This window comes from Pirellulales bacterium, assembly GCA_035533075.1.
In the GTDB taxonomy this organism is placed as follows: Bacteria; Planctomycetota; Planctomycetia; order Pirellulales; family JAICIG01; genus DASSFG01.
This window is the reverse complement of sequence record DATLUO010000178.1, coordinates 1-26,360: the sequence shown is the minus strand read 5'-3', so window position 1 is coordinate 26,360 and position 26,360 is coordinate 1. Positions and strand designations below refer to the sequence as shown.

Genomic DNA, 26,360 nt, shown 5'->3' with positions numbered 1-26,360 from the left:
GCCGCGAACGCACCGGACCTTGGGGACTACGCCCTTGCTTTTTTCACGGGCGCGCCTTTCGCCCGCGAACCACACAACAAGAACGCTGTTGCCGCTAAAGCGACAATCAGTTTAATCCACGTTTTTCCCGTGTAAAGGGCCCGGGGCGGCGGGAACTTGGGGCCTCTGGCCCCGCCCACGGAATTGCTGCGGGGCAGGTGAGGTCGTCGGGTTGAAGCTCGTCTTGCGCCACGTGGCGCACGGCAAGCACGAGAACCACGTCGTCGGCCACCGTGAAGATGATTCGGTGCGTTGGGCGTCGTGTATTAACGACGGTGTACGTCATCGCGCCCGCTGTGGCAGCCCAAGCTGTTGCCGAATGCGCGCGATCGAATCGCCGACGGCCGTTACGCGGCCGGCTTGCGCGTCCGCCAGCCCTTCGCGGATTGCCGCCATGTCTTGCTCCTTTCAAAGCACCTCCAACGTCGCCTTATCGACGATGAAATAGACCTGGTGTGTCTGCTCATCCTCGACGGCAACCGGACCCTCGCCCTGGCGGAGTGCTTCGCGTTGCTCGGCGGTTAGTTTCGGAACCTTAACGGCAGTGTACCCGACCATTTAGCACAAACACAAGGCCAGGCACGTTCTCGCGATCTCGTTCTCTCGTTCGGGCGGAGCGTGAACCCCGAACCCGCCCGGAAGCCTGAACGCCGCAGCAACGACCGCGGAGCGGGGACGAGCCAGAGAACATGACGACGTGGCCTCCTTGGCTGCAAGCTCGGTCTGGCCCGTCGGCGCTGCGAGCGGGAAACATGGCGCGGCAACCGTCGCCCGAGCGTGTAACGGCGATGTCTCCCCCGCGCGAACCAGCCGAGCGAAAACGCCTGCCATGCTAGCCAGCCGCAAGCGTCCCTGCAAGCACCCGCGCGATTTGTTCGAAGCGGCGGCGCCCATCATTGGAGCCATGAAGGGCACAAAGAACACGAAGAACGGGCCGGAATGCCTATGTGGTCTTCGTGCTCTTCGTGGTTGAGTGCCGGTTTCCGCAAGCTACGGATGATCACGGTGGCCGTTGACATTGGCGGAGGTGACAGCGGGTGGTCGCTTGGCCCACGGTTCCGGCTCGGCCTCGCCGCCATAGAGCTTTGTCAACTGCCCTTCCGAGTTGATCAGGCCAATCGCCACCATGCGCTCGAAGTTTTCCTTTGGCGGCAATTTGGCAGCCTCCAGGGCGGCCCGCATTTGTTCGATCGTCGGTTGGTTCATCGCGTTTCTCCTCGATAAGTTTGGGCGAAAAACGCCCAGAATGCAATCGGGGCTCCGGACGGCGACCTGGATATGCGTTTCCGCCGAAATCGTCGTGCCTGGAAACACCGTAGCCGTGATGACCGTTAAGGTTCTTGGTGGCAGAACGGTCTACGCTTTGCGGCTAGCCGTCGGTACAATAAAGGAGTGCCACAAAAGGCGAGAGGAGCCATGAACGCTGAGACCAGTATTGTCGATAAGGGCCGCGGGCCGCAGCTCTCGACCAGCCGCATTACCGTGCAGGACCTGGTGCCCTACCTCCAGTTAAACTACAGCTACGACGAGATTCTTCAGATCATGCCGACTCTTTCCGTGGCCGAAATCCAGGCGGTCGAGCGCTACGTCGACGAGCATCGTGAAGAGGTGATGGAAGAAGACCGCCGTATTCGCCAGCGGAATGCCACGCGCCGCAACCCGCCGCACGTCGAGGAGTTGCTGCGCCGGTCGCGCGAAAAGAGGCTGGCGCTCCAGGAGAGACTTGGCAATCACGCTCGCGAGGACGGAAACGGTGCAGGGCATCCTGGCTGACGTCAATATCCGCGGGCATGTTGACTTCCTTGTCAGCTTGATGCAATCCGGGTTCGTGGGCGTCGATTTGGCAGGAGTTGAGCATCCAATATGCGGCGTTTGGCGACGTGGGCCTCGATCCCGCCGCCAAAGACGACGTGGTTTGGCAATTTGGCCAGGACCAGGAATACGTGCTCATCACGAGTAACCGCAACCGGAGCGGCGACGACTCGCTCGAGGCGACGCTTCGCCAGTGTGTTACTATGCAAAGTTTGCCGGTGCTGACTATCTCTGATCCCGAGCGATTCCATCGCGATCGAGCATACGTCGAAAACGTGATCGAATCGCTCCTCGACATTTTGCTCGACATCAATGCCTACCGAGGCACCGGGCGGCTTTATCTCCCTTGACCGTGCCGTTGAGCGCGGCCGCGTTTTTTTCAAGGCGGCGGCGCCCGTCATTGGAACCACGAAGGGCACAAAGAACACGAGGAACGGGCAGGAGTGCCTTTGTGCTCTTCGTGCTCTTTGTGGTTGAGTGCCGGTTCCAGATCGCCGGTTATAATTGGTTGGGGCTCTATCGCATTGAAAACTTGAGGATTGACATGAATCGCATGGTCGTTCATTCGCGCGTCGGCGCCGACGGCGTCTTGCACTTGGCGGTGCCGATCGGCAAAGCAGAGGCCGATAAGGAAGTGCAGGTCACGATCGATCCGGTCCCGAAACCCACGATGACACAAGAGGAATGGCGGCAATTCGTCCTGTCGACCGCAGGCAGCATCACGGACCCGACGTTCGTGCGCCATGGGCAAGGCGAATACGAACGCCGCGAGGAATTGCCGTGACGCACCTGCTGGACACGAATTCGTGCGTGAATCACCTTCGCCTGGGCCAGGCGTCGAACGTCACCACGAGGCTGGCTGCCGCCGCTCCGGGAAGCGTCGTTCTTTGCTCCGTCGTCGTGGCGGAACTTCTGTACGGCGCACACCGCAGTGTTCGGAAGTCCCAGACCCTAACGGAGGTCCACAATTTCTCTGGTCAATTTCAGTCGCTCGCCTTCGACGACGCGGCGGCCGAGCAGTACGGCGAGCTACGTGCCTACTTGGATGGCGTGGGAACGCCTATTGGTCCCAACGACCTAATGATCGCTTCGATCGCTCTGGCCAAATCGCTGATTTTAGTCACGCACAACACCAGCGAGTTCAGCCGTGTTCCGCGGCTCAAGCTGGAAGACTGGCAGTGACGGTTTGGGCGATGTGGACGGGCCAGCGGAACGATGAGAGAACATGACGACGTGGCCTCCTTGGCTGCAAGCTCAGTCTGGTCGGTCGGCGCGGCGAGCGGGAAACATCTTGGCCTGCGACGAGGGACCGCCTTTTTGCAAGCTGTAGAAATGCACGCCCGGCACGGCGGCCAACGGAGCCAGCAGGGAAAGCGATATCGACCGGTTATGATCATTTTTGTGCGTCGAGCGGCCGGCCCAGACGAGGCCCACCTTCGGCCCGGCCGGCTCGCGCGCCAGCCGCTCCCGCCAACGCTCGATGTCGGCCGGCTCGGCGCGCAGATACGGCACCGAGGCGGGAATCGTCTCCGGGGTGGTGCCGAAGGCCAAGGGCAGGCTCATCCACGAAGGACGGGCAGCAACCCCTTTGTGGGCTTGGTGCTCTTTGTGGTTGAATGCAGCCAGTGAAACTTTACCAAGGCTGCCGCCTCTAGGACCGGCGCCGGACGTATCGCCGGGCCTTCGAGAAAATTCTTCGCCGCGGCCGGATTTCTGTTGAGGTTTCGTCGCGGCGGCCTTAGCCTCAGTTTCAGGAACATCGCAACGGCCAGGTAGGGCCAATCACTTTCAGGAGACATTGGCATGGCCACCGTCAGCAGGTTCGATCTCGGTCAGTTCAATTTGTCGCACTCCTCCTATCCGGGCAGCCAAGAGCAGCCGGTCCAGCGGTCAACCGTCGCGGCCGACCAGGCCATCGACGGCCCGACGTGGCCGGCCGCCCGCGCGCGGGCGACCCCGCTCGACGAACGCCTGCAACCGTGCGGAAGTCCGTTTGAGTGCGACGCGATGCGTGCCACGGCCGACAGCGTGACGCTTTGGCACATCCGGCCTGTGCGCACGCGGTTCCTCGCGGTCGAGTTGCCCGTGGGCGAGTGGGTGGAACGGCTGGTGGTGCGCGTCACGCGCTGCGAGTCGTTCGGGCTCGACTTTGCGGTCCGCGGCGACGTGATGGGAAGCTGACGGGCATTTTGGATTATTCGTTGTCGCCGTCGATCAGGCGGCCGAGTCCGCCCAGGACCGAGCCTTCCTCGCGGCTGCCACCGCGTTGCGGAGCACTGGCCAACACGCGGCCGGCCAGTCGCGAGAAGGGCAGCGACTGGCACCATATTTGGCCCGGCCCGGTGAGCGTGGCAAAGAACAGCCCCTCGCCGCCGAACAGCGTGTTCTTGATGCCGCCCACAAACTGGATGTCGTAGTCGATGCCGCTGGTCATCGCCACCAGGCAGCCGGTGTCGAGCTTGAGTGTTTCGCCGGCGCTGAGCGTTCGGTTCATCATCGTGCCGCCGGCGTGGACCAGAGCCACGCCGTCACCGGTCAGCCGTTGCATAATAAAGCCTTCACCCCCGAACAGGCCCACGCCGAACCGCTTTTGAAAGGCGACGCCGATCTGGATGCCACGCGCGGCGCAGACGAACGAGTCTTTTTGGCAGATCAGCTCGCCGCCCAACTGGTCGAGGTGCATGGGCAGGATTTTGCCCGGATAGGGAGCGGCGAAGGCCACGTGCTCGCGTCGCGGGGCGGCATTGCGAAAGGTGGTGATGAAGATCGACTCGCCGGTGATCGCCCGTTTGCCGGCGGCGGCGACCTTGCTCCAGAAGCCGCCCGACTTGGCCGACGGATCGCCGAACACGGTCTCCATCTGGATGCCGGGCGTCATGTACATCATCATGCCCGGCTCGGCGATGACCATCTCCTCCGGGTCGAGCGTGACCTCGACGTACTGCATTTCGGAACCGAAGACTTGATAGTCGATTTCGTCGGCCATGATGGTTGGTCTGGTGTTAGGTGGAGTCTTGTAGGGTGGGACCAGCGAGCCACAATTTGCAATTCGCAATAGTCGGTTCGGGCCCAATCCCAGGCCGCGGCAACGATTTCAAATGGCGAATTGCGAATTGCAAATCGGTCATTGGCGCGGTGGACCGTCGCCATAACAGTTGAGGCGTCAAGCGTCAGGAAAGTCGCCGGGACGCCTCAAGCCTGATGCCTTTGTGGATATTCGCATTGGAACGCACGTTCTTGCGCCGATCAAGCGAAATCGAGGCGGCGGAGGTTGGAAAGTGCCGGAAAGCGATAAATCGCCGCCGACTTGAACTCCAGGCCGGGATCGCAAGATCCCCGCAAGAACCGCACGAACAAGTCGATCGACTTCTTCCGGCGGAGGTCGATGATCCAATCGCGATAGCTCTGCGCAAGCCAGGCCGTGTCGCCATGATAGCGCAAAAGATCGGTCCGATCGCCTTGGACCCCTATATGAACTTCGTTGTCCGGGCCGCCGGCCACGATCTCGGTGGCGACGAGATACCTGCCCGTCTCCAGATCGAAGCGTCGCTTCAGCCGCACATCGCCGTTTGGCTCGGTTAAAAAATCGTCCTTGCCGATCCGCTGAACCAGCTCGCCTTGCAACGGCGGACGATACGGCGAGCGGTCGATCTGCGATTGGTGGATATAGAGCACGTTGACCACGACCGCCCCCGTCGGATAGTCGTCGGGCGTGCGTACCTCGCGGTAGGTCGAGAGGTCGATGGCCGTATAGCCTCGTTCGCGCAGGAAGGCGAAGCAGGGGCTGTCGGGCGGCTGCTGCTCGACGATCAGCATGGGATGGCGGCCGGCGAGCAACCGTTCCGAGCCTTTCAACGCGTCGTATTCCGCGCCTTCGATGTCGAGCTTGATCAGCGACGGATAAACCTGGCCGTGCTCGACGAAGTCGTCCAGTGCGACGGTTTCCACTTCGTCGTAGGTCTCGTTGTGCGGCCATGTCTCCATGATCGTGTCGTTGTTGGCGTCGGTGTGATAGATTTTTACCGCCTCGTTCGACGTGGCAAAGACGGCTTTGTGGAAGAGTTGCACGTTGTTGCAACCGTTGAGCACCAAGTTGTGCTGGCAGGTAATGACCATCCGCCGGCTGGCCTCGAACGACCAGACGCTGCCGGTCAATCCGACGAGCCGCGACATGAGCAAGCTCAACGAGCCGGCGTGAGCGCCGACGTCGAACACCACGTCGCCCGGCCGGCACAAGTCGCGCAGGGCCATCGCCACGGTCGGTTCGCAGAACTGCGGGTCATACCAAGGGGGAACCGGAATCAGCAGCCGCGGATCGGACGGCTCGGCAATACACTTTTCCAAATGCCGCAGATGATCGGCCAGCGTCGGCAACGCTCGTTCGACGTCGTGGACCCGTTTGTGGAGTTGTTGCAGGCCCACCGCTTGTTTCAGGCGCGAGCGGGCCTGGCGAGGAATGACGTATTGCATCAACGACATCGGTCGGCTCCGGGTAGCTGTTTGGCAATGAGCATGTAGGGTGGGACCAGCGAGCTTGCGAGCGCCGGCCCACCGTGATTGAGGCGTTAGGCGTTAGGTCCGCTGTTCCTAACGCCCAATGCCCAACGCCTAACGCCTTCACTTTCTCTACACATGGGCATAACTCCGTCTGGTCAGCGTATGGGCGCTCATGTCGTCTACTTGCTCCAGCGTCTCGGCTCCAAACGTGCGGCGAATCATGTCGCGGTAACGGGGACCGCGGAAATACGTGTGGAATGCGGCGTCGCGAAAGGCCAGCACCTCGTCGGAGGCCAAGTGGGCGGTCGGCAAGGGCCGGGTATCGACGGCGTGCTGCGAATAGCCCGACCATGCTTCGGGGAGCGGCCAGCCCAACGCCAGCGCCTGCTGATAGAGAGGCGAACCGGGGTAAGCCATGGTCGTGTAAAAATTGGCGAACTCGCAATTGAGATCCAGCGCCAGATCGAGCGTGGCCTGCATGCTGTCGCGATCGTCGTCGGGCAAGCCGAAGATGTAGTTGCCGATCACGTGGATGCCGGCCGCGCGCACCTTGCCGAGCGTCGTGAATATCTGCTGCTGGTCGAACCGCTTGTCCACTCCGTCGCGCACCTGCTCGCTGGCCGATTCGATGCCGAAGGCCAGCCAGCGAAAGCCGGCCTGCGCCAGCTTGTCGAGCAGCGCGTCGTGGACCGTATCGACGCGGGCGTAGGCCCACAAGTTCAGCTCGTAGCCGCGCTCGATAATCAGGTCGCAGATGGCGGCCACGTGGCGGCGGTTGAGCACGAACATTTCGTCGGCGATCTTGATGTTATGCACGCCATGCTCGATCACCAGCTTATCGATCAGGCCAATCACGTGCGCGGGCGACCAGAAACGGTAGCTGTTTGCGCCCGGCTTGTGTCCGGCGGCCTGCTCGCCCGCCTTGAAAGGCGCCTGAATGCAGCAGAACGAACAGTGATAGGGGCAGCCGAGCGTGGTATAAATCGCGGCATAAGGTTGCCGCTCGTGACCGCCGAAGCAGTGCCAGTTGTGTGCCCGATACCGGTCCATCGGCAAAAGGTCGCAGGCGATGCCGGGAAGTTGATTGTCAAGATCGGTGGCCAGCGGCGCGGCGGGCGTCGAGCGCACGGCATCTTCCTGCCGATACCACAGGCCGCGCACGCGGCTGAGATCGGGGAAAAGGGGACGGGTACGTTTTGTGCGAAGCGCCCTTCGGGTCGTTCCGGCAAAACGTACCTGTCCCCTTTTCCCCGCGGGCCGCGGAGAAGCTTTCAGGGCCGACGCCAAATCAACGATCGTCCACAGCCCTTCGCCGGAAGCCACGAAATCGGCCGGCTCTTCTTCAAGTGTGCGTTGCGGCAGCGCCGCCACGTGTCCGCCGGCCAGCAGAATGGGCTGGTTCGGCAGCAGGTCTTTGATCGCCTGGCACGTGCGTCGCGCGGCGGGCATGATCTGCGTCGAGGCCGACGGCTGATGTCCATACACGACGACGACCGCCAACCGGGCGTTGAGCGAGGCCACTTCTTCGGCCACTTGCTCGGCGCTCAGGACAAGCGCTTCGGCGTCGATGATCTCGACCGACAGTCCCTGCCACCGGGCGAACTCGGCCATCAGCCCGGCCCAGACGGGATTCTCGATGGACGCCAGACGCTTGCCCAGCGACTGATAGACTTGCGTCCGGCTAGCGGGGTTGATGAGGACCAGGTCGAGCATGGGTTCAGGGTTCGGGGTTCGGGGTTCGGGGTTCGGGAAATTGCAAATTGCAAATTGCAAATTGCAAATTTGCAATTGCCCGCCTGACGTCTGACGCCTGACGCCTGACGCCTGACGCCTGACGCCTGCTACAAACCATTCAACAAATCACACAAGGCGACGATCTTCTCACGCGGCAGGTCGGGATAGTTGCCCACGTAAAAGCCGTAAAAGTGAACGTGCTCGACACGCGGGTATGCTTGCCAATGTTCCGCACCCAAATAAGGCCGCAGATAGGGCTGGCGAAGCTGATTGCCGCCGCCCGACATCCCGCGGCGAAACTCCACGCCCGCACTTCGCAGGGCCCGCGCCACGCATTCGGCCAAAAGCGGATCGGGGCGCTTGAGGACCAGCGTCAGTGCGTAGCTGGAGCATCCCGCGACGTCAAAATCGGTCTGATATTTCTCGGCGTCGAGATGGCGAAGAAAGACGGCCAGGTTCTCGCGGCGGGCTTCGATGTTGCCGTCGAGCCGCTTGAGCTGGTTGCGGCCGATGACCGCGCTGATCTCGGTGCTGCGAACGTTGTAGGCCGGATAGGCAAAAATAAACTCCGGATTCAAGTCCGGATAATCGAGATGATACGACGACCTCAGATCGTCGTCGGTCGCTTCGCGCACCATGCCGTGCGACCGCAACATGCGGAGCACCTGATAAAGCCGCTCATCATTGGTCGAGATCATGCCCCCTTCGATCGTCGTCAAGTGATGCGCGTAATAAAAGGAGAAGTTCGACATCAGCCCCAACGTGCCGAGCTTGAAGCCGTGGAAGGTGGCGCCGTGGGCCTCGCAGCAGTCCTCGATGAGCGGCACCCGCCGTCGCGCCAAGTCGTCGAGCAAGCGAATGGAGATCGCGTTATAGCCGAGCACGTGCGTGACAAACACGGCCTTCGTGCGCGGCGTGATCTTGTCGAGCACCTGCTCGTTGTCCATGCCCAGCGTGCGCGGGTCGATGTCGACGAACACCGGCTCGAAGCCGTTTTGAAGGACGGCCGCAATGTCGGAGACCCAGGTGAGCGTCGGAACGATCACTTCTCCGGGACCGGCCGTGGCCCGCAGTGCGGCCAACGTCAGCAAGTTGGCCGACGAGCCGGAATTGACGAACACGCTGTGTTCGACGCCCAGCCATTGCGACCACTCGCGCTCGAACGCCCGCACGTGGCCGGCCTGCGTCAGCACCGGATCGTCTTGCTGCAACAGCTCGACGACGGCCTCCAGATCGGAAGGCGCGAAGTTCTTGCGCATCAACGGCCAGTCGAGGGCAATTTGCCGTGGCGAAGTCGGGCGGTCGGGGAAAGCGGTCTGGTTCATTACGATTTTGGATTTTGGATTTTCGATTTTGGATTCGGCCGCCGCCGTAAGGTGGGACCAGCGAGCTTGCGTGCGCTGGCCCACCATCAACGACGTCGCGATCGGTGGGCGCTCGAAAGCTCGCTGGTCCCACCTTACGGCCAATCTAAAATCCAAAATCCAAAATTGTCAAAAGGGTCCTTTGAATGCGATGTCCTGCAGGTCGTCTCGCTGGTCGGGCATCCATACCTCGCCGCGCACCAGTCCATATACGGCCCCGGCAATCGTGCGCGCGTCGGGATAGAACTCGGCCTCCAAGCTGGGAGCGGTCGGGCAAGTGACCGGCGCGAAACCGATGCGATGCACCGCGATCGAGCGTTTGCCTTGCAGTCGCTCGACCACCTGCGACACAATCTCGGCACCGGCGCCGCACGTGGTCCAGCCGTTATCGACCACGCACAGCCGCCCGGTTTTGTCGACCGACTCGACGATCGTCTCGATGTCGAGCGGCGCCAGCCAGACCGGATCGATGACCTCGGCCGAAACGCCGGCGGCGCGCAGGTAACGCTCGGCCCGCAGGCATTCGATCTGCATCCACGAAATACCCACCAGCGTCACGTCGTCGCCGGCCGCGGTGATCCGGGCTTTGCCGGGCGGCACCGTGTACGGCATCTCCGGCACGGGGCCTTGCTGAAAGTGCAACAGGCGGTGTTCGACGTACACCACGGGGTCGTCGTCGCGGATGGCGGCCAGCAGCGTGCCCTTGGCGTCGTAAGGCGTCGAGGGCGCGACGACCTTCAAGCCCGGCACGTGCATGAAGAACGAGTAAAGCCCTTGCGAGTGCTGCGCCCCTTGTCCCCAGCTCTTGCCGATCATCGACCGCACCACCAACGGCACCGACACGCGGCCGCCGTACATGGAACGGCTCTTGGCCGCCACATTGATCAACTGGTTCATGGCCAGCATCAGGAAGTCCATGCGGATATGGACATGAATCGGGCGCAGGCCGGCCAGGGCCATGCCCACCGCCGCGCCGGTCATGCCGTCTTCAGACAAAGGCGTGCCGAAGACCCGCTCGGGGCCAAACTTGGCGGCCAGACCCCGCGTGGTGCCTTGAATCGCTTTGGGATCGTCGACGTCGAGGCCGAACAAGATCACCGCCGGATCGCGGTCCATCTCCTGATCGGTCGCTTCGCGAACGGCGTCGACATAGGAGAGCTGGCGAGTGGAGGGAACAGGGAACAGGGAACAGGGAACAGGATCCACCGTGCCATGCGCTTGCCCAGTCGTCACGCGCCGTTGGTTCTTCTTGCGGGGCTGAATCGATGTTTTTCGCATATTTCTTCACGACCAAGCCGATGTAGGGTGGGGCCAGCGAGCTTGTGAGCTTCGGCCCACCGTGAGCGACGCCGCAAGATCGTGGGCCGGCGCTCGCAAGCTCGCTGGTCCCACCCTACGCGGCCAACGGCCGTAGTTCTCTTGGTGCCGCTGTTACGTGTGCCTTGTTTCCCATACCCTTCTTCACACGACCAATCACCACTCCCGCTCCCGCCATATCGCCATACAAACTCTCCGCCTTCGGCTCCGGGCTCAGCTCGGCAAAGGCCAGGGCGACTTCGATTTCGCACTCGACTTCGGCCTCGATCTCGTGCCGGCGGCGGTCGTCGAGCTGCGGCGCGAGCTGCCGCAACGAATCGTTTTCGAACCACGTCTGGGCTTCGCGCGGCAGACGATAACCGAGATGCCAGTCGTCGCCCGGCCCGACGTGCTCCCGCCAACGGTACGTCTTGCACTCGAAGAAATGCGGCCCGCTCTCGCCCGTGCGGAGCTCATCGACGGCTTGCTTGACGCACTTGTGCAGCTTGACGACGTCGCCGTCGTCGATGCGTTGCGTGGCAATGCCGTAGCTGCGTACACGTTCGGCGATGTTGGCCTGGGCCTGCCGGCGGAGCTGGTGAGTGTGGATGGCGTAGGAGTTGTTTTCGCAAACGAAAAGAATCGGCAGACGTTTTAGGGCGGCGAAATTGAGGCTCTCGTGAAAGACGCCTTCTTCTGTGGCGCCGTCGCCGAAGAAACAGGCCACGATCGCATCGCTGCGGCGATACTTCATGGCGTAGGCATAGCCGACGGCGTTGGCGATGCCGGTGCCCACGACGGCCGAGGTGCCCATCACGCCGGCGTCGGTATCGATCAGGTGCATCGAGCCGCCTTTGCCTTGCGCGCAGCCCGTGGCTTTGCCGTACAGCTCGGCCATCATCTGCCGCAGGTCGCCGCCCTTGGCCAGATAGAGGGCATGCCCGCGATAGGTGCCGAACACCACGTCGCTGGCCTCGATCGCCTCGCAGACGGCGACCGAGATGCCCTCCTGGCCGATCGACAAGTGGACCGGGCTTTTGACCTTATCGAGCGGATAGACCCGCGCGATCTCCTCTTCCACCCGGCGGATGCGGTACAGAGCGCGATAAAACCGCTCGATCATGGCTACCCCACGTTGCTGTAGCGGCCGTTCTTCAAAACCGTGTAACCCTTGATCAGCTCGCGAATGCCGTCGTCGATCGAGTGGGCCGGCTTGAACCCGGCACGCTCGATCTTCTGGTTCGAGACGATGTAATCGCGTTTGTCGGGGTCTTCGCCGACGGGCGCTTCGAGATAGACGAACTGCGGCAGGTGCTCCTTGATCCGCTCGCAAAGCTCGATCTTCGACAGGTTGGCGTCGCTCAGTCCCACGTTGTAGGGCTGGCCCTGCATGACGGGAAATTGGTCGATGGCGTGCAGAAACGCACGGGCGACGTCGCGCACATGGATGTAGTTCCGCTTGGCGTGCCCTTCGAAGACCACCACCGTGCGGTCGTTGATCGCCCGGTAGACGAAATCGTTCACCAAAAGATCGATCCGCATCCGCGGCGACATGCCGAAGACGGTGGCCAGACGGAAGGTGATGGAATTGCCGGCGTCGAGCACGGCCCGCTCGGCTTCGACTTTGGTTGTGCCGTACAGCGAAATGGGCCGCAGCGGCGTTTCTTCCGTGCAAAACTTTCCCTTTTCGCCGATGCCGTAGCCGCTGTTCGTGGTGGGATAGATGACGCGCTGCTGGGTCGACCGCAAAGTCAGCAGCAGCTTGACGGCGTCGAGATTGGTCGAACGGGCGGCCGTGGCGTCGGCGGAACACGCGGGAGCGCCGACGATAGCGGCCAGAGGGATAATGATGTCGGCGTCGGAGAGACCTCGCCGGACCACGCTGGCTTCACGGCAATCGCCGCGAATGACCGAGAAGCGCCGATTGGCGCAGCATTCCAGCAGGCTGTTCTGGTTGAACAGGAAGCAATCGAGCACGGTGACGGTGTGGCCCTGTTCGAGCAGGGCGGGAACCAGCACCGAGCCGAGATAACCGGCGCCGCCGGTCACGAGAATTCTGTGGGGCATGAATTGTCATCCTCCCTGATGCGCTTGGGCCATCCTTGGCTTGTTCGACGATGGCGGCGGAATCTTAGGCGATTTGGTCGTTTGGGTTAAGGCCAAAACGCCACCGCAAATAGGCAACGAGGTGCCGCAGGGCATCGAGCGAGAACCATCGCCGGCTGGCGCGCTGCTCGTGGTGAAAGCACCAGGTGCCGCCGTGGTGCATGACTTGCCAGCCCGATCGGGCCATGCGCGCACAAAAATCGACGTCCTCGAAGTATTTCACGAACCGCTCGTCAAACCGCCCGACGTCCAGCAGCGCCTCGCGCCGCACGAGCAAAAAACAGCCCGACACCCAGTCGCAGGTGAAGGTGGCGCACGGATCATGGCGCCGATAAAGATAGTCGTCCAACGCCGATTGAAAAACGCGTTCCAGCCCCAGCCGGCGAGCGGCGATCATCGGCAGCGTCTGAAAACGGCGGGCGGGCCAGGCGTAGCTGCCGTCGAGATGATAGAGACGGCAGATGCTCACGCCGCACAGCGGGTGGGCGTCCATGAACCGCACCATTTTGCTCAAGCACGCTTCGGCCGGATCGAACTCCATATCCGTGTTCATCAGCAGCACGTATCGGGCGGTGGCGGCGGCGAGAATCCGGTTGAGGTTCGCGGCGTAACCGAGCCGCCGCGCGTTGTAGACGACCGTCGCCGTGCCGGGCCAGGCCAGGCAGCTCGCCGCGCCGTCGCGCGACGCGTTATCGACCACAATCAGCCGTACACGCAAATCGCCGGTAACATAGCGCATGGTTTCCAGCAGCGGAACGAGAAAATGCCGCTCTCCGCTGTAGATCACTCCCACGTCGAGGTCGGCTGGGACACGATCCACGATAACGGACCGACGAGCCGAAGCGACCCCCGTCGCACCCAAGGAGTTGGCATCTAGCATCGCAGCCTCGCTCGTCGTCAATTTGCAATTTGCAATTCGCAATTCGCAATTGGCAATCTTCCCTTACCCAGCGAATTCCCCGTTGGCTCATCCGCCGACCTCTGGTCCGCCGGTAGCCGCTCCATCAATCGCCCCACAATGATCGCCGCGCGGCTATCCCAGTCGTGCGCCGCCGCCGCTTGCCTGCGGACGGTCACCGCTTGAGTCGAACGTGCCTCCGCCGTCAGCGCCTCCGCAATTGCCGCCAACCACTCGTCCGCCGTCGCGGCAAAACGGACGACGTTCGCCAACTCCGCCAGGTCCGGCAGCGCCGACGAAACGATCGGCAGGCCGAGGGCCAGGTATTCCAGCGCCTTGATCGGATGAACGTAACGGGTGAGCGCGTTGAGACGGAACGGTACCAGCCCCACATCGAACCAGGCTGCCTGTTCCGGCAGCGCGTCGTAGGGGATGACGCCCAGGTGATGTACGTTGGCCAATCTTTGCAGTCGGCCGAAGTCGCGGCTCGCCTGCGGGCCGGCAAACACGAACGACCAGTCCGGGCGGCGACGGGCCAGCTCGGCCAGCAGGTCGAAGTCGAGCCAATCGCCGATGGTGCCGTAAAAACCGACGACGGGGCCACGGATCCGCTTTCTCCAGTCCGGCATTGTCCGGCGGGTGACGGCAAACTCGCAAGTTTCGACCCCGTTAGGAACAAGCGTCGCCTCATGCCAACGGTCCAACCGCTCTGCCAAGCCACGCGAGCTGGCAAAGACAAGGTCGGCCCGGCCCACGATGGCCGCTTCTGCCCGCTCGATCCGTTGTCGCGCCCGGCCGCGGTGAAACTCCGCGTAGCGGTCCATGCAGTCGTACACCACCAAGCTCGGCGCGGTATGCTCCAGCAAAGTCTCAGCCAACAGGCTGGGCGTGCTCAGCCACAGAATCCAAGGCCCGCCGTCGAAATCGAACTGGTTCGCCATCTGCCGCCAGAGCCAGCGGCGATTTGCCCAGTCGAGCAGTCGATGGCCGATGAAAGGGACGTAACGCGGCCGAACGAGCGGCAGCGGGGCGGATGCCCGGCCGTCTGCCGTGGCGTGCCGCCAGATTCGCCCCAAATCGGCCGGCCGCATCGAGCGCAGGCCGACCGGTTCGACGTAACGCACGTCGAAGTGCCTTGCCAGCCGCAGGGCAAGCTGCTGCGGACGTTGGCGAAGGGAGGCCCATTCGACGGGCGCAAGATAGAGTACGCGGGACATAAGGGGTGGAATGTTAGCACATCCCGGCCAATGCGACTAAGCCAGATTCCCACAAGCGCACAGCGTCAGGTGTCAACGGTTGACACCTCTCAAAGGAGGGGGATCTCATCACCAACTGCTATTGGACCGGGCGAGCCGGTGGATTAACCTCCCCACATTTGCCACCGTCTGAAGAGGATTTGTCATCATGCCGCTTCGCCCGCTGATCGTCTTTGGTACCCGGCCCGAAGCCGTCAAAATGGCCCCGCTGGTCTCGGCCTGCCGGCAGCGGCCCGACGACCTCGATGCTCTCGTTTGCGTCACCGGCCAGCACCGTGAGATGCTCGACCAGGTGACCGAATACTTCGGCATCGATGCCGAGATCGATCTGGGCCTGATGCGGCCGAATCAGTCGCCGGCCGACTTTGCCGGCCGTGCGCTGACGGCGCTCGACGGCGTGCTGGCGCAGCACCAACCCGATTGCGTCGTCGCTCAAGGCGACACGACGACCACCGCCGCGGCCGCCCTGGCCGCGTTCTACCGACGAATTCCCTTGATCCACGTCGAGGCCGGGCTGCGCACCGGCAACGTGCGATCGCCCTGGCCGGAAGAGATGAATCGGCGCCTGGCGACGCTGGCCGCGGCCCTACACTGCGCCCCCACCGAGCGTGCCCGTCAAAACCTGTTGGCGGAACACGTGCCCGACGACTCGATCGTGGTCACGGGCAACACGGTGGTCGACGCCCTGCTCGACACCGTCCAACGCGAGCGCAGCCGAAGCCACTTTTGGCAGGAAAAGCACGACTACTTGGGCGACCGCCGCATGGTGCTCATCACCGGGCACCGCCGCGAAAACGTCGGCGAAGGGCTGGATCATATTTGTCGGGCCATCTTGATGTTGGCGGCGGAGTTGCCGGACGTGGAGTTCGTGTTTCCGATCCATCTCAATCCGCAGGTCCACGGTCCGGTCTATCGCATGCTTCGCCGGCACGCTGACGAAAATCTTCACCTGCTCGATCCGGTGGCCTATCCGGAGTTTGTCTGGCTGATGGACCGATCGTCGCTGATCATCACCGATTCGGGCGGCATTCAGGAAGAGGCCCCTTCGCTCGGAAAGCACGTGCTGGTGACCCGCGCCACGACCGAGCGACAGGAACTCATCGAAACCGGCCTGGCCGAGATGGTGGGCGCCGACGTGCGTCGCATCGTGGAACGCGCGGGCGTATTGCTGGCTGACGAACGGAGCTTTGCCATGCCGCCGAAACTGGTCAATCCCTATGGCGACGGCCATGCGGCGGAACGGATCGTCGACGAGATGCTCCGGCGTTTCGTGGCCGCCGACGCGGGCCTGCGGCTGCGGATTGCGGCATAGTAAGGCAGGCGTTAGGCGATGGGCGTTCGGCTTTAGGCACGGTGTGAGGAAGTTGTCCTAACGCCTATCGCCTATCGCCTCAAACATGGCATACTGTTGCTATGAAGCGTTTCGTTCTTCTCGACCGCGACGGCACGATCAATGTCGAGTGCCATTATCTGTCCGATCCTGACGATCTGGAGCTGCTTCCCAACGCGGCCGAAGGGCTGGCCGAGTTGAAGCGGCTCGGCTTGGGTCTGGTGGTGGTCACCAACCAGTCGGGCGTCGGCCGTGGGTTTTTCGACGAAGACCGATTGAACGCGGTCCATGAACGCTTGCATGCACTGCTGCGATCGTCGGGCGTCGAGATCGACGGCATTGTCTGTTGCACGCACCGGCCCGACGAAGGCTGCGGCTGCCGCAAGCCTTTGCCGGGCCTGGTCGAGGCGGCCGCGCGGGAACATGGCTTTTTGCCCAGCGACTCGTTCGTCATTGGTGACAAGCCGTGCGACATCGACCTTGGCCGGGCGGTCGGCGCCACGACGCTGCTGGTCCGCACCGGCTACGGCGGGCAGTATGCCACCGACGCCGCCCTGCAGCCCGATTACGTGGTCGACGACCTGCTGCACGCCTCGCGGGTGATTGAGGAGTTGATCTGAGGAGCGGCAGACCAATCGAGTCTCTTCTGCGCCACCACACAGTTTGCTATCCTGTTTGCCATGACAGAAAACGAAGCCGAACAGCCGAGCCTGGACCCGTTGCCGCGCAGCCCGGAGTTGATGTCGGCCGATGATACCGGTCTGCTCGTGGTCGATGTGCAGGAGAAGCTCATCGGTCTGATCGCCGGGCACCAGCGCGTTGTGTGGAATATCCGCCGCCTGCTGGACGGCGCCAAGATCCTAGGAGTGAGCGCTGCCGGAACCGAGCAATACCCGCAGGGACTGGGACCGACGGTGCCTGAACTCGCCCAGCGGTTGCCGCCGATTCCCGACAAACTCTGCTTTAGCTGCGGCGGCTGTCCGGAGATCTTCCGGCAATGGGACGAAAAAGGCATCGCGCGGGTGCTGCTGGCCGGCATCGAGTCGCACGTGTGCGTGCTGCAAACCGCGTTCGACTTGATTGCGTCGGGCCGCCGCGTCTATGTGGCGGTCGACGCCGTCGGCTCGCGCCATGACATCGACTATCGCACGGCGCTGCGCCGCATGGAATCGGCCGGGGCCACGCTGACCACGACCGAGACCGCGCTGTTCGAGTGGTGCCAGCGCTTCGGCACTCCGCAGTTCAAGGAAATCAGCCGTTTGATCCGTGAGACGCCTCCTGAACCCTGAACCCTGAACCCTGAACCCTCCCATGTTCCCCCCGCTCGCCCCGCCCGTTCGTCTGCTGCTTGGTCCCGGTCCCAGCGAAATCCATCCGCGCGTGCTGGCCGCCATGGCCGCCCCGACCGTCGGCCATCTCGATCCCTACTACCTGGCCTTGATGAACGACATGCAGCGGCTGCTGCGCGGCGTGTTCCGCACCGAGAACCCGATGACGATGGCCATCAGCGCCACCGGTTCGGCAGGTATGGAATGCACGGTGGTCAACCTGATCGAGCCGGGCGACTCGATGATCGTCTGCGTCAACGGCGTGTTCGGCGCGCGGATGGCCGACGTGGCCCACCGGGCCGGCGCCAAAGTGACCCGCGTCGAACGGCCCTGGGGTGAAGTGTTCGAGCCGGCGCATCTCAAGGATGCGCTGGCCAAATCGAGGCCCAAAGTCGTGGGCATCGTGATGGCCGAAACGTCCACCGGCGCCTGGCAGCCGATCGAAGAAATCGCCGGGCTGGTCCACGACGCCGGCGCCATGCTCTTGGTCGATACGGTCACGGCCCTGGGCGGCATCCCGGTCGAGGTCGATCGTTGGCAGATCGACGCCATCTATTCGGGCAGCCAGAAGTGCCTGAGCTGCCCGCCGGGCCTGGCTCCGGTATCGTTCAACGCACGGGCCATGGAGGTCATTCTGCACCGCAAGACGCCGGTGCAAAGCTGGTATCTCGACGTGTCGATGCTGGCCCGCTATTGGGGCGAAGAACGCGTCTATCATCACACCGCACCGATCAACATGACCTACGGTCTCTACGAAGCGTTGCGGCTGGTGGACGACGAAGGCCTGGAGAGTTGCTTTGCCCGACATGCCTTGAACCACCGCGCGCTGAAAGCGGGCCTGGCGGCCATCGGCATCGGCTACACGGCGGCCGAAGGTCACCAGTTGCCGATGCTCAACGCCGTGCGCGTGCCCGACGGCGTCGACGATGCGGCGGTGCGGCGCGGTTTGCTGGAACGTTTCGGCATCGAGATCGGCGGCGGCCTGGGCGAGTTCAAAGGGAAGGTCTGGCGCATTGGCCTGATGGGTCACGGCTCGCGGTCCCGCAACGTCTTGTTGTTCCTTTCGGCCTTGGAGCAGCTTCTGGCGGAGCAAGGCCACCGTTTCGACGCCGGAGCCAGCATCGCCGCCGCCAACGCGGTTTATTCCTGATCGAGACTCAGGGCCCTTCCTCCTTCAGCCCCAGCCGCGCCAGCCACCGGCCGCGGTCGGGTCGGACGACCGCCGGGGCACCGGCAGTCGATGACGGGGGACCGGCTTGATTGTCGTGCAGCGAACGCTGCCGCTCTTCGATCTCGGCCCGCTCCCGCGCCAGCTTGGCCCGCTGCACGGAGAGATCGATCTCCGCCTGGCGCAGTTTTTCTTCCCATTCGTGCTGCAACTGCTGCAGCCTCTCTCGCTCGTTGCGCACCACTTCGTCGCCGGACAACAGCTCGGCGAACGCCGCCGCGCCGACGGCCACCTCGCCGATGTTCGCCGACTGCGCGGCCAGCAGCCCTTCAAGCTCCTCGATCTGCCGGTCTTTGGCGGCCAGCGCCTCATCGGTGCGGGCAACCACGTCGCGGATTCGCAATCGCTCTTCTTGCCGCTCGGCGTCGTCGTCCCCGGTGTCGGCTTCCAGCGCGGCCAGCATCCGTTGCTTTTGCGCTTCCCAGTCGAGCTTGCCGTCCGGTTCGGCTGTGGCGGCCGCGGCAGGCCGCACCGGTTGCTGTTCCAACTCCGTCACGCGGCGCTTCCGCTCGCGCAGGTCGTCCATCGCCAAGTCGTAGCGGCGCTGCATGTCGGCCAGGGCTTCGCGAAGGTCGTCCTGAGCGGCGGTCTCAGACGGACACGGGTTGGCCGCGGTCAGGCTCCGTTCGAGTTCCGCCACACGTTGGTTGGCCAAAGCCACCTGAGCATCGGCCTCAGACTGACGCCGGTTGGCCGCTGCCAGGCTGCGTTCGAGTTCCGCCACATGCTGGTCGGCCAAAGCGAGTTGTTGTGCCGCCGCTTCATTCTCGCCCGTTGATTGGCAAGGCTGCGGGATCTCGTGCTTTCGGCGTTCAGGTTCGCGCAACGGGTCCTCGCGTCGAGCTCTTAACTCGTATGCCAATTGGCGTCGGCGACGCTTCAGGTCGATCTCCATGCGGTCGAGTTGGTCGCGTTGAGCCTCCAGGTCGGTCAGCTTTCGCTGCGCCCGCTGCCGCTGCCAGGCGAGCTCGTCGGCGTCGGCTTCGCACTCGCGACGCAATTGCGCCAGGCCGCGTTCGTCGTGCCGCAGCTTGTGGGTGGCGTCGTCCAGCTCGCTGCGCCCCGCCGCGATCTCGGCCTCGGCATCCAGGTTGGCCTCGCGGACCAACGCGAGCTGTTGGCTGATCCGGCCGATCTCATGGGCCAGCACCGCCTCGATTTCGCCCAAGCGACGCTGCTGCCGCACCAGATAGTCTCGCGCTTGCCGCCGACCGTGCGCAATCGCCTCCGTCAAGCCGCCGGCAACTGCGGACCGGTGGTCGCTGGGTAAAGACGTGTCATCCATGGGCGGCTCGCTATCTATTGCTATACGCCACGGCAGCCGCACGGTCAAAGCGGGCAGGAGGGTTACGTCGGTCGTATCGAGTTCGCCGCGTTTTCCGGCCTTCGCCCGGCGATGCTCTACCGCACGCGGCGGCCGCTGAGACATTTTCGGTGGCTGGGGCAGAGCTTGGCCGTGCTGGGCTGGACTTGAGAACACGCGATGCGGCCAAGCGATGCCCCGGTGGTGGCGCTACCGGGGCATCGCCGCGGCGGACCGCTAAGAAGAGACTGGCCGGTCGCGCGGCTCTGCCCCAGCCACCACTATTTGTCTGAGCGGCGGCCGCATGCACCGGCGTGCTAGCTGCTATCAGTGCGCGGAATCTTCGTTGGCGATTTTTTTCCGCGAGGTACTTCGCAATTCTGGAGCGAACTGTTATATTCGCACACTTAAGCGGCAGATACGGAGCTGCCGCCCGCGGTCGACTGCCCCACGGCACGACCGCTTGGCTAACAGCATTCTCTTTTTTTTGGGAGGGAACCCATGACCCGCATCCGCCTCAGCAAGGTTGACGAATTCGAGAAGGGCCTTCACGGTCGGTTGGAGATGAGCACCGCCGAAATCGGCCTTTCGGTCCGCACCACCAACTGCCTGGAGGAACGCGGCATTTTCACGGTCAACGATCTGCTGCACTGCACGCGCGACGATCTGCTGGCCATTTCGAATTTCGGAGAGAAGACGCTGGAAGAAGTCTACAAGGCGCTGGAAGGCGTCGGCTTCTACCGCGCGGGTCGCGAGCCGGCCACGGCCAACGCCTAGCGTCTGTGAGTCATAGATTGATGGATCGCGAATCCAAGCGGTGGCTGGGGCAGAGCTTGGCCGTACTGGGATCGCGCGAGAGAACACGCGATGCGGCCAAGCGATGCCCCGGTAGCGCCACCACCGGGGCATGGCTGGCCGACGGCGGGTGCCGGTCATTGCCGGTGCGCACTCGGCCAGCTTCTGCCCCAGCCACCGCTGCGCATCCGGCGGTCGACCTCGCCCGCTCAATCCTGGCTGTGGTCGTGGAAGTATTCATCGGAGCCGATAAAGCCCGCCACGACGTTCTCGTTGTTCATCCCCTGCTCGAATTCGGTCACCCAGAAGTCCACCTCCGGCGGCGCCGGCGGGCGGCCGAGGATGGTCAAGTAGTCGTCGCGCACGATGATCGTTTCGTGCTCGGCGCTGTCGGCAAAGCCGAGGGCCACCACGGCCCGCGCTTCGCCGCCCGCCAAGGCGTTCAGCCAGAACGTCAAGCCTGCCGTATCCGGCGCCCGGCCGAGCAGGTCGAAATACATGTGCTCGACCCATAGGTCGTCGGTGTCTCCGGAGTGCGCGTAAAACTCGGGTGTGCCGATGAAGTCGGCATCCAACCGCTCGATCGTTAAGCCGCCCTTCATCATGTTCAGCCAGAACGCCAGGCCGGCGTCATCCGCATCGCGGCCGAGGTACTCCAGATAGGCCTGCTCGATCTGGTTATCCAGATATTCGTCGCTTTGGGTCAGCGCAAGAGCCACGGTTCCGCGCGGCACGCCGCTCTGCAACTCGCTGGTGAAGAACTTCAGCGCGCCGACGTCGATGGGACGTTGGAGCACTTCTTGGAACGCATTGCTGACAAACAGATTAGTCGGCGGCGGGCTGCCGACGAAGACCACCGAGTGGACCACCGTCGAGGCCCCGCCTTCATCATTTACAGTGACGGTCACGTCATACTCGCCCGCCAAGGCGTAGGTGTGGCTGCCGACGATGTCCAGCGTGTTGCCGCTGATGCCCGGCGTGACCGTTGTGGCCGTCGTGCCGTCGCCCCAGTCGATGGTGGCCGTATAGCTGGTGGCCGCTTCGGCGCCGCCGGTGTCGGTCACGGAGGCGACCTGCAAGTTGGTCACGGTCAGGCTTGTCTGGACGGGAATGTTGATCCCCGCCGCCACCAGCGGAGCATCGGCCACGTTCGCCTGGGCCGCCGCGCTCACGGTATGGCTCGCGTTGTCGCTGAGCGTGACCGTGACGGCCTCGGTCCCCTCTTCGGCGTAGGTATGATTGCCCATGACCAGAAAGCCGCCGTTGCCGGTGGCTGTGACGGTGCCGGTCGAAGAGGTGCCGTCGCCCCAGTTGATCGTCGCGGTGAAGTCGGAAGCGACGGCGCCCGCCGCGCTGGCCCCGAAGGCGGCCACCGCGCCGGTGAACGTCGTCCCTTCCGTGGCGCTGAAGCTCCCGCCGGTGATCACTAAGGGATTGGCGGCCGTCGCCGCCTGCAAGCTGCCGAGCAGGCCGTGGATGCCGCTGATGGGGCTGCCGCTGACGGAGACCGTGCCGTTGCCGACCACGTTGACGTCGAAGGCGATGAGTTGTGCCCGGATGTTGTCATCGAGATCGTTCAACACCGTCAGGCGTCCGTTGCCCGTGACCTCGATCGGGGCGCTGGCGGCATAGAAAATCCCCTGCACGGTGATGGAGCCTTGGCCGTCGATGGCGATCGGCGAACCGGCGCCGCGGGCCTCGAAGATGGCCACGCCCTTATACGTGCCGCTCGCCGGCCCCGACAGCACCAGGCTGCCTTGTCCGCTGACGTGGATTCCCTGGCCGGCGTTGAGCGGACTATTGTAAATCATGACGCCCGTGCCGACCACGCTGGCGCCGCCGGTAATGTTCAGTCCGCCTCCCTGCAAGATATAAATGCCGGGCAGCAAGAAGACCGAGGCCTGGCCCGTGACCGTGATGCCGCCGGTGTATACGCCGGGTTGGAGCGTGACATGGCCGCCGTCAATGTGCATGGCCTGGAACTGCTGCAGGCCGGCCGTGGACAGCACGGGCAGCGACCCCAGCGGATCACCCACGGCCGCGGCGCCCGTGTCGAGCGCGCCATCGATATTGGCGTTGCCGTGCGTGGTCACCCCGCCGACCACGTCGATCGTGCCGGCGGCCACCTGGGCATTTCCGTTGGCGGTGATCGCCGAGGGGTCGCTGCTGTCGACGACGATCGTGCCGCCGCCCGAAACGGCCACGCTGGCGTTGCCCACGGCGCTCAATGCGCCGTTGCTCGAACCATCGAGAACGACCAGCGAAGCGTTGCTCGAAGTCGAGCTCATGCCGCCGTTGGGCGCCGAGGTGAAGTACAGCGTGTCGGCCCCGCCGGCAGTGGTTCCGTTGCCAAACGTCAGGCCGAGCAGATGATCGATGACGATGGCGCCGCCGTCGGGGTTCTCGAGCTGACCGGTGGTGTTGGACGATATGCTTGCGACGGCGCCGGTTGTGGGATCGAGGGCCGTAATGTGCCCGTCGCCGAAATTGCCCACCAGCAAATCTCCGCCGAAACCGCTGAAGCCGCTGGGCGCCATGGCCAGGCCCCAAGGAGCATTGAGCAGCGAGGAGTTGGCCGACCAGGTGGCCGTGGGCAGAGCGCCGCGGGTGACGAGGTCGCTGATCGAGTAGGAATCGACAAAACCGCCGGTGTCGACGAGCAGACGCACGCCGCTGGGGCCGGCGCCGCCGTTTTCGCCGTCGTCGCCGTCGTTGTCCATCACGCCTTTGGGTCCGTGATGCCCGTGGCCGGGGCCGCCGTTTTCATTGCCGTGGCCGTTTCCATTGCCACCTTTGGCATCGTTCTGGGGGCCACCGTCGTCTTGATCGTTATCGCCACCGCCACTCGAACTGCTGAGCTTGTACTGCGCGTAGGTGACATACAGTTGGCCATTGATGACCTGCACATCGAAAGGACTGTAGCCCGGATGGGAATCGGCGGGCAAGGATTCCACCAGGTCGAAGTTGGTGTCGAAGACGTCGATCGTGCCGTTCTGGAAATCGGCGGCAAACAGATAGTTCGTCCCGTTGACGGTTCCCATGGCCAGGCCCGTGTAGACGGCGCCCTCGACCTGTGCGGCCAAATCGGCCAACGTCGAGCTGACCGTGCTGCCGGCGAGGTTGCCGTTGGCCGACCCGAAAATGACCTGGGAGGAAGCGGTCGAGCCATCGGGGGCGGTGACGTCGAAACCGCCCGAGGAGTTTGCCACGACGCCGGTGGGCAAGCCGCCGGGTATCTGGACCTCCAGCGAATCCTTGCCAAATGGCTTGCCGGCAGCGTCGCCCGAATAAAGCGTGGCCACGCTGGAGCCACTGTTGGCGACCCAGAAGTTGCCGTCCGGCGCCACGGTAATGCCCCAGGGGGCGATCAGGGCCGGGTCTTGAATCAGGGCCGTCCCCGCCTGGTCCGAAACCAGGTTCATTTGCATGTCGCCCGTGAGCAGGTTGCGCTGTTCGAGAGGCTCGAATCGTCCCGCACACTGGAACAGCATTCTGTAGTCGCGCCCGCGATTTGAGCGAAGCAACGATTTCGACGACGACCGAGACCCGCGCATGGTTTCATCCTTCCAAGAATAGAATAACAGTGGTGCAAGCGCCTTACCCGCCCGAAGGTCGCTTGCTTGAAGCCGTGCGGGGGTGCCGCAAATAGCGTACCACGGGCAAATCGGGCAGTTTGCGGGGCTTTTCCTGGATTGTAATTGGCCAACTGGTCGTCGTGCGACCAAAATAATCTGCGATTGCACGACCAGCGGCTTCCGCTATACTCCGCCGCCGCCAAAACGGCCCCGCGCCAGCAATCCCGTCTTGAAGGCAGGCCCATGCTCTTCTGCTCTGAAAAGTTCCTCGTTTTTTTCACGCTCGTCTTCGCTCTTTACTGGGCGATGCCTTGGCACCGCGTCCGCATCTACCTGCTGCTGGCGGCCAGCTTCTATTTCTACGCGAGCTGGAACCAGTGGCTGGCCCTGATCATCGGCGTCTCCACGACGATCGACTACTTCGTCGCCCGTGGCATTGCCGCCAGCGAAGATCCGCGCCGCCGCAAGCTGCTGCTGAGCATCACCGTGGTCGGCAACCTCTCGCTGTTGTGTTACTTCAAGTACGCCAACTTCTTCCTGCACTCGGTCGAGCAGGCCCTGCAGGCGATGGGCTCCACTTCGTCGCTGCCGGTGTTGCAGGTGATCCTGCCGATCGGCATTTCCTTTTACACCTTCGAGGCCATCAACTACGGCGTCGATGTCTATCGCCGCCACGTGCCGGCCGAGCGCAGCCTGGCCCACTTCATGCTGTTCATCACGTTCTTTCCGCACCTGGTGGCCGGGCCGATCGTGCGTGCCCGCGACTTCCTGCCGCAGATCAACCGCCGCAAGCAGTGGGACTGGGCCCGCCTGCAGTTGGGCGCCCAGTTCTTTTTGATGGGGCTGTTCAAGAAGCTGGCCGTGGCCGACCGCATGGCCATGTTCGCCGACCCGGTGTTCGCCAATCCGGAGCAATATCGCACCACGGCGGTATGGCTGGCCGTGCTGGCTTACGCCCTGCAGATTTACTGCGATTTTTCGGGCTACACCGACATGGCCTTGGGCACGGCCCACATGCTGGGATTCAAGCTGGCGCAGAACTTCAACATGCCTTACGCCTCGGCCAACATTTCCGAGTTCTGGCGGCGTTGGCACATTTCGCTGTCGAGCTGGCTGCGCGACTACCTGTTCATTCCCTTGGGCGGCAGCCGCGGCACAAGCTGGCAGACCAACCGCAACTTGCTGCTCACGATGACCTTGGGCGGCCTGTGGCACGGAGCGAGCTGGACTTTCGTGATCTGGGGCGTGATCCACGGGACGGTGTTGATCGGTCACCGCTATTTCCGCAGCTTCTGCCAGGCCCGGCCGAAGCTGAACGACGCGTTGCTGACGCCGCCCGGCACGGCGCTGAGGATCGCCGCGACGTTTCTCACCGTCTCGCTGGCCTGGGTTTTCTTCCGCGCCACGACCTTCGGCGCGGCCATGACGGTGCTCGGCCGGATGTTCAGCGTGCAGCAGGGCCTGGGTCCGCCAATGGCCAAAGAAAGCCTGTGGGTGCTGACCTCGGTGGTCGTCGCGGCCCATCTGTTCGCGCTCAGCGGATTGTGGAAGAAATGGTCGGTACGGATGCCGGCGCCCATGCTGGGCATGAGCTATGCCCTGTTGCTGACGATCACGCTGGTGCTCGCTCCGGATTCCGGCAAAGCGTTCATCTATTTTCAGTTCTGAGCTTGGTGACTTCGTAGGGTGGAAAAAGCGAGCTTGCGAGCGCCGGCCCACTTCGTAGGGTGGGACCAGCGAGCTTGCGAGCGCCGGCCCACCATTTGGCGAGGTTGCTATCGGTGGGCCGGCGCTCGCAA

The 26,360-nt window shown here is 63.4% G+C and carries 25 protein-coding genes; 11 read left to right on the top strand and 14 right to left on the bottom strand.

The genetic code is table 11. From position 1 onward, the window contains the following. Positions 1–447: 447 nt before the first annotated feature. Together VNH11_22335 and VNH11_22330 are read right to left on the bottom strand one after the other, a co-directional pair. Entirely contained in the window at positions 448–597 is a 150-nt protein-coding gene (locus VNH11_22335; protein HVA49118.1) for a hypothetical protein, read from the bottom strand. Between the two features lie 432 nt (positions 598–1,029). After that, positions 1,030–1,245, bottom strand: coding sequence for a hypothetical protein (locus tag VNH11_22330; protein HVA49117.1), 216 nt, complete (start codon positions 1,243–1,245; stop codon positions 1,030–1,032). A gap of 210 nt (positions 1,246–1,455) precedes the next feature. Here VNH11_22330 and VNH11_22325 point away from each other — a divergent pair, with 210 nt between their 5' ends. From VNH11_22325 to VNH11_22310, 4 genes are all read left to right on the top strand, one after another. Next, a complete protein-coding gene (locus tag VNH11_22325) occupies positions 1,456–1,812 on the top strand; it encodes a DUF433 domain-containing protein (GenBank protein HVA49116.1) in 357 nt (118 codons plus the stop codon). Between the two features lie 77 nt (positions 1,813–1,889). Then, positions 1,890–2,201: a hypothetical protein gene (locus VNH11_22320; protein HVA49115.1), complete on the top strand. Its 312-nt coding sequence runs from the start codon at positions 1,890–1,892 to the stop codon at positions 2,199–2,201. Next, positions 2,198–2,635, top strand: a complete 438-nt coding sequence (locus VNH11_22315; protein ID HVA49114.1) for a hypothetical protein — start codon at positions 2,198–2,200, stop codon at positions 2,633–2,635. The genes VNH11_22320 and VNH11_22315 overlap by 4 nt, the downstream gene beginning before the upstream one ends. Further along, complete coding sequence (locus VNH11_22310; protein HVA49113.1) at positions 2,632–3,033, top strand: type II toxin-antitoxin system VapC family toxin; 402 nt, start codon at positions 2,632–2,634, stop codon at positions 3,031–3,033. Before VNH11_22315 ends, VNH11_22310 begins: the two co-directional genes overlap by 4 nt. A 72-nt stretch (positions 3,034–3,105) precedes the next feature. Here the strand turns inward: VNH11_22310 and VNH11_22305 are convergent, their stop codons facing one another. Beyond that, positions 3,106–3,414 (bottom strand): hypothetical protein, encoded by a 309-nt coding sequence (locus VNH11_22305; protein HVA49112.1) that lies wholly within the window; start codon positions 3,412–3,414, stop codon positions 3,106–3,108. 240 nt (positions 3,415–3,654) lie between these two features. On the opposite strand from VNH11_22305, the gene VNH11_22300 reads away from it, so the two are divergent. After that, positions 3,655–4,032: a hypothetical protein gene (locus tag VNH11_22300; GenBank protein ID HVA49111.1), complete on the top strand. Its 378-nt coding sequence runs from the start codon at positions 3,655–3,657 to the stop codon at positions 4,030–4,032. A gap of 13 nt (positions 4,033–4,045) precedes the next feature. Here VNH11_22300 and VNH11_22295 read toward each other — a convergent pair whose 3' ends face one another. The 9 genes from VNH11_22295 to VNH11_22255 form a co-directional block, all read right to left on the bottom strand. Then, positions 4,046–4,840: a TIGR00266 family protein gene (locus tag VNH11_22295; protein ID HVA49110.1), complete on the bottom strand. Its 795-nt coding sequence runs from the start codon at positions 4,838–4,840 to the stop codon at positions 4,046–4,048. A gap of 257 nt (positions 4,841–5,097) precedes the next feature. Further along, positions 5,098–6,330, bottom strand: coding sequence for an FkbM family methyltransferase (locus tag VNH11_22290; GenBank protein HVA49109.1), 1,233 nt, complete (start codon positions 6,328–6,330; stop codon positions 5,098–5,100). Positions 6,331–6,477: 147 nt separating this feature from the next. Beyond that, positions 6,478–8,061 carry a radical SAM protein gene (locus VNH11_22285; GenBank protein ID HVA49108.1) on the bottom strand — a complete coding sequence of 528 codons (1,584 nt, stop codon included), beginning with the start codon at positions 8,059–8,061 and terminating at the stop codon, positions 6,478–6,480. 128 nt (positions 8,062–8,189) lie between these two features. Further along, positions 8,190–9,407: a DegT/DnrJ/EryC1/StrS aminotransferase family protein gene (locus tag VNH11_22280; GenBank protein ID HVA49107.1), complete on the bottom strand. Its 1,218-nt coding sequence runs from the start codon at positions 9,405–9,407 to the stop codon at positions 8,190–8,192. A 168-nt stretch (positions 9,408–9,575) separates the two neighbouring features. After that, positions 9,576–10,724 carry a transketolase C-terminal domain-containing protein gene (locus VNH11_22275; GenBank protein HVA49106.1) on the bottom strand — a complete coding sequence of 383 codons (1,149 nt, stop codon included), beginning with the start codon at positions 10,722–10,724 and terminating at the stop codon, positions 9,576–9,578. A gap of 115 nt (positions 10,725–10,839) precedes the next feature. Then, entirely contained in the window at positions 10,840–11,865 is a 1,026-nt protein-coding gene (locus VNH11_22270) for a thiamine pyrophosphate-dependent dehydrogenase E1 component subunit alpha (GenBank protein HVA49105.1), read from the bottom strand. Between the two features lie 2 nt (positions 11,866–11,867). Beyond that, a complete protein-coding gene (locus tag VNH11_22265; protein HVA49104.1) occupies positions 11,868–12,809 on the bottom strand; it encodes an NAD-dependent epimerase/dehydratase in 942 nt (313 codons plus the stop codon). A gap of 64 nt (positions 12,810–12,873) precedes the next feature. Next, entirely contained in the window at positions 12,874–13,668 is a 795-nt protein-coding gene (locus VNH11_22260) for a glycosyltransferase (GenBank protein HVA49103.1), read from the bottom strand. A gap of 77 nt (positions 13,669–13,745) precedes the next feature. Continuing rightward, positions 13,746–14,963: a glycosyltransferase gene (locus VNH11_22255; GenBank protein ID HVA49102.1), complete on the bottom strand. Its 1,218-nt coding sequence runs from the start codon at positions 14,961–14,963 to the stop codon at positions 13,746–13,748. 187 nt (positions 14,964–15,150) lie between these two features. Between VNH11_22255 and wecB the strand changes: the two genes are divergently transcribed. The 4 genes from wecB to VNH11_22235 all read left to right on the top strand — a co-directional run bounded on the left by wecB (position 15,151) and on the right by VNH11_22235 (position 18,810). Continuing rightward, positions 15,151–16,314, top strand: coding sequence for a UDP-N-acetylglucosamine 2-epimerase (non-hydrolyzing) (gene wecB / locus VNH11_22250; GenBank protein ID HVA49101.1), 1,164 nt, complete (start codon positions 15,151–15,153; stop codon positions 16,312–16,314). Positions 16,315–16,415: 101 nt separating this feature from the next. Then, positions 16,416–16,952, top strand: coding sequence for an HAD family hydrolase (locus VNH11_22245; GenBank protein ID HVA49100.1), 537 nt, complete (start codon positions 16,416–16,418; stop codon positions 16,950–16,952). A 60-nt stretch (positions 16,953–17,012) separates the two neighbouring features. Continuing rightward, the gene (locus VNH11_22240; protein HVA49099.1) at positions 17,013–17,621 is read left to right on the top strand and encodes an isochorismatase family protein; all 609 of its coding nucleotides are present in this window, start codon (positions 17,013–17,015) and stop codon (positions 17,619–17,621) included. A gap of 22 nt (positions 17,622–17,643) precedes the next feature. Then, the gene (locus VNH11_22235) at positions 17,644–18,810 is read left to right on the top strand and encodes an alanine--glyoxylate aminotransferase family protein (protein ID HVA49098.1); all 1,167 of its coding nucleotides are present in this window, start codon (positions 17,644–17,646) and stop codon (positions 18,808–18,810) included. Between the two features lie 7 nt (positions 18,811–18,817). On the opposite strand, the gene VNH11_22230 is transcribed toward VNH11_22235, so the two are convergent. After that, complete coding sequence (locus VNH11_22230) at positions 18,818–20,173, bottom strand: hypothetical protein (protein ID HVA49097.1); 1,356 nt, start codon at positions 20,171–20,173, stop codon at positions 18,818–18,820. A 519-nt stretch (positions 20,174–20,692) separates the two neighbouring features. On the opposite strand from VNH11_22230, the gene VNH11_22225 reads away from it, so the two are divergent. Then, positions 20,693–20,968: a DNA-directed RNA polymerase subunit alpha C-terminal domain-containing protein gene (locus VNH11_22225; protein ID HVA49096.1), complete on the top strand. Its 276-nt coding sequence runs from the start codon at positions 20,693–20,695 to the stop codon at positions 20,966–20,968. Between the two features lie 227 nt (positions 20,969–21,195). Here the strand turns inward: VNH11_22225 and VNH11_22220 are convergent, their stop codons facing one another. Then, complete coding sequence (locus tag VNH11_22220; protein HVA49095.1) at positions 21,196–24,540, bottom strand: TIGR03118 family protein; 3,345 nt, start codon at positions 24,538–24,540, stop codon at positions 21,196–21,198. Between the two features lie 264 nt (positions 24,541–24,804). Between VNH11_22220 and VNH11_22215 the strand changes: the two genes are divergently transcribed. Next, positions 24,805–26,229 (top strand): MBOAT family protein, encoded by a 1,425-nt coding sequence (locus tag VNH11_22215; GenBank protein HVA49094.1) that lies wholly within the window; start codon positions 24,805–24,807, stop codon positions 26,227–26,229. Positions 26,230–26,360: the final 131 nt, after the last annotated feature.